General features: G+C 56.8%; 2 protein-coding genes. Both read left to right on the top strand.

The genetic code is table 11. The annotated features are described in order from the left end of the window. The first annotated feature begins 143 nt into the window (after positions 1-143). On the top strand, positions 144-2588 hold the full coding sequence (pefC, locus tag EHO01S_RS16920; RefSeq protein ID WP_081702279.1) for a PefC/AfrB family outer membrane usher protein: 2445 nt from the start codon (positions 144-146) through the stop codon (positions 2586-2588). Continuing rightward, a complete protein-coding gene (locus EHO01S_RS16915; protein ID WP_024525044.1) occupies positions 2581-3282 on the top strand; it encodes a fimbrial chaperone in 702 nt (233 codons plus the stop codon). The genes pefC and EHO01S_RS16915 overlap by 8 nt, the downstream gene beginning before the upstream one ends. Positions 3283-3385 lie beyond the last annotated feature (103 nt).

The raw sequence follows: 3385 nt of genomic DNA, 5'->3' as shown, positions 1-3385 counted from the left end.
TCCTAAACGGCGGCGCGACGGCCGGCGACTTTCGAAGCGTAGCCGCGTTTGCGGTGGCCTATAAGTAAATCCAGTTACATCTTTGTCTTTTGGCTTCAGAGGATAGTCATCCTCTGAAGCGTTCCTTTCTGCGAGGCGCTGATATGTCGATTGATCATTTGGCTGGCGAACGACTCAATCGGAGGTGTAAGACGAAACTAAAATGTGTGCGACTTCCGGTTCAGTTTTCTCTGCTATGCCTCAGCGGTTACGCCGGTTTAGCCCAGGCGGTTGAGCTGAATACGGACTTCTTACGTAATGTCTCCGGCGTTCCCGCTATCCTTCAGCCCGGTATTGACTACCCCTCCGGGGAGTATTATGTGGACGTGATGATTAATGGCGTCAGTAGCGCGCGCCTGCCGCTCACCATTAGCCAGCGTGAAGAAAAGAGCGGTATGTTATGCCTATCGCCCAAATGGCTGCGCCAGGCCGGGATTTTTTTTAAACGCGCATCATATCAGGCAACCTTTGAGCCCGAGCGCGGCTGTTACCAGTTGGCACGCAATCCCCACACCCGCATCGAATTTAATTATGGCGCGCAAACCCTGGATTTTACTATCCCGCAAGCCTACTTACTGGATCAGAATGATGCCACCCGGTGGGACTATGGCATTAACGGCTTTCGCCTGGCTTATAACGGTAATTTTAATAAAAATACCCACGATGCCCTCAGCGCGTTCGGCAATATTAATGCCAACCTCAATATCGGGCGTTGGGTGTTAAGCAGCAACATGAATGCCAGCCGCGCCAGCAATCGCAACCAATTTCAGACGAGCGATCTCACCCTCGCCACGGCGATCAGTGAGATCCAGGGCGACCTGATGCTCGGGCACTCCCAGACCCGCAGCGAACTGTTTAGCGATTTTGGCTTTTTCGGCGCCGCCGTGCGCTCCAATAGCAGTATGCGCACCCGGCAGGCGGCGGGCTACGCCCCCATGATTTCCGGCGTGGCGACCAGCACCTCGCGGATTACGATCACCCAGAACGGTTACACGCTGTACTCCACCGTCGTGCCGCCGGGACCGTATCAGTTAAATGATCTCTCCCCCACCAATAACGGTAACTTAGTGGTCACGGTGGAAGACAGCAGTGGCCGGAAAACCGTGACGGAATACCCGCTGACCACATTGCCAACCCTGCTGCGGCCGCGGGAGGCTAACTATAACCTGGCCCTGGGGCAAAAGCGTGACTCGTCGGATATCCGGGATGTGTTCTCCACCCATCAAGGCTGGTTTATGCTGGGTAGCTATGACTATGGCTTTCCTGCCTTCACCCTGAATCTGGCCGCCATCCTGAGTAACGATTACCAGGCCGGCGGTATTGGGATGAGCTTGCCGTTGGGGCGCTGGGGCGCCCTCTCCAGCAGCGTCAACCTGGCACAAGCCGACTACCAGGCGGGAAGCCGCAAACGGGGCAGCAGCATCGCGTTTAAATACGCCAAAAGCTTTAGCGATCGCACGGATCTGCAATTTCTCGCCTACCGCTACCAGACTCAAGGCTATGTCGAGTACGCCAACTTCCGCCCTGATGAGCTAAACACCGCTGCCAAAGAGAAGGCCCGCTATGAGGCGCGCTTGTCGCACCGCTTTGACAACCTGTACTTCAGCGCCTCCTATTGGCAGCAAACCTATTGGCATCAGCGTGGCAACACCACCGGAACCAGCCTCTCTGCCAGCACCTCTCTGGGCAATGTCTCCCTCTTCCTGTCGGGCAGCCACAGCCGCCTGGCCCAGGGGGGCAAGGCCGACCTCTCCGCCTCGTTGGGCATCAGCGTCCCGATGACGCTGGGCGGCGCGTCGTATTACAGCAGCAACAGCGTGGGCTACAGTCGCACCGGCGGCACCGCCTTTAATAGCGGCGTCTCCCGTACCGTGAACGATCGCCTGAATTACAGCCTGAACGCCAATACCAGCTCGCAGGGCGAGCGCGGCGCCAGCGCCGCCCTCAGCTATGCCTTCGATCGCGTACAGACCAACCTGCAACTGGCCAAGAGCCGCAACACCACCAGCTTAGCGGGTAACCTGTCCGGCGCCGCCATTATTACCGAGAAAACCGGACTCATCCTGACCAAACAGTCCATGGATACCGTGGCCGTGGTTCGGATTAAGGACACCCCGGGGGTCAGCGTCAACGGCTCTTTACCGACCAACTCGCGGGGGGAGACTGTCGTGAGTCTGTCCAGTTATTTGCCGGCGAATATCACTATTAATATGGATAACGTGCCAGACAATATGGAGTTGGCACAGACCTCCTTTAATGTGCTACCGACCGAGCGGGCGATCATTTATCGGGAATTCGCCGCCCAGCATGTACTGCGTTACATCCTGCGCATTAAAAATGCACAGGGGAAAATTATTAACGGCGGGCGTGCCGAAACGGAGCAAAAGTTGGCGGCCGGCTTTATTACCGGGAACGGCGTATTGCTGATGAATATGCTCGCGCCCCCCAAACAGATCACCGTCACCCAAAGTGACGGAGCGCAATGTCGTTTTACCATGGATACGCTGAAACCCAACACCGGGTCGGTGCAGGAGATTCGTTGTGAGTAAGAGAGTACAGAAAACCCTATTGGTCTCGACGCTATTGCTAATGGCCCACACTGCGATGGCCGCATTTTCTTTGAATGGCACCCGTTTTATTTACGAGCAGGGTAAGAAAAGTATTTCTTTTGAGGTGAGTAACAGCGCCAAAGAGACGTACGGGGGGCAGGTGTGGATAGATAATACCAACCAAGCAGCGGACCGGGTATTTTTGGTGCCGAGTCCCCCCTTTTTTAAACTGAATCCCGGGCAGCGACAGATCGTGCGCCTGATGAATGTCGACCCCCATTTGCCGCCCGATCGCGAATCGCTGTTTTGGCTGAATGTCCAAGAGGTTCCGCCAAAGCCGGCTAACGCGGAAGGGAATCTATTGGCGATCGCCATGAATACCCAAGTGAAGGTGTTGTTTCGCCCGCAAGCACTCCTCGCGGGGCGCAAGGATGCCGAAAAGAAGCTTCGCGTAAGCCGTGAGCACGGCGACACGCGGCTGACGAACCCGACGCCGTACTACTTTGCCGTGGTCAGCGTCAAACTCAATGGGCACCCCTTGTCGCTGCCGAAGGCGACACTGGACTCGTTGGCGCAACTCGCGCCCTATGCGAGCGTCTCTTTGGGGCATCGCGCATTAACCGGACGTCTCACTGTCGAGGCGATCGATGATTGGGGAGGGGTACAATCCTATGCGATCACACATGCAAGCTAACCGCTGGCTGGGCGGGGCCATACTGATGATCGGCGCGTGCTCGGCGCAGGCCAACGTGACGGCCTCGGCGACGCTCCCGCTGAGTGCCAGCTTTACGGCGCCG

Origin of the sequence: Edwardsiella hoshinae NBRC 105699 = ATCC 33379, from assembly GCF_000474215.1 — a bacterium.
GTDB lineage: Bacteria > Pseudomonadota > Gammaproteobacteria > Enterobacterales > Enterobacteriaceae > Edwardsiella > Edwardsiella hoshinae.
Note: the sequence above shows the minus strand (reverse complement) of the source record. Positions and strands in the feature narration are given on the sequence as shown.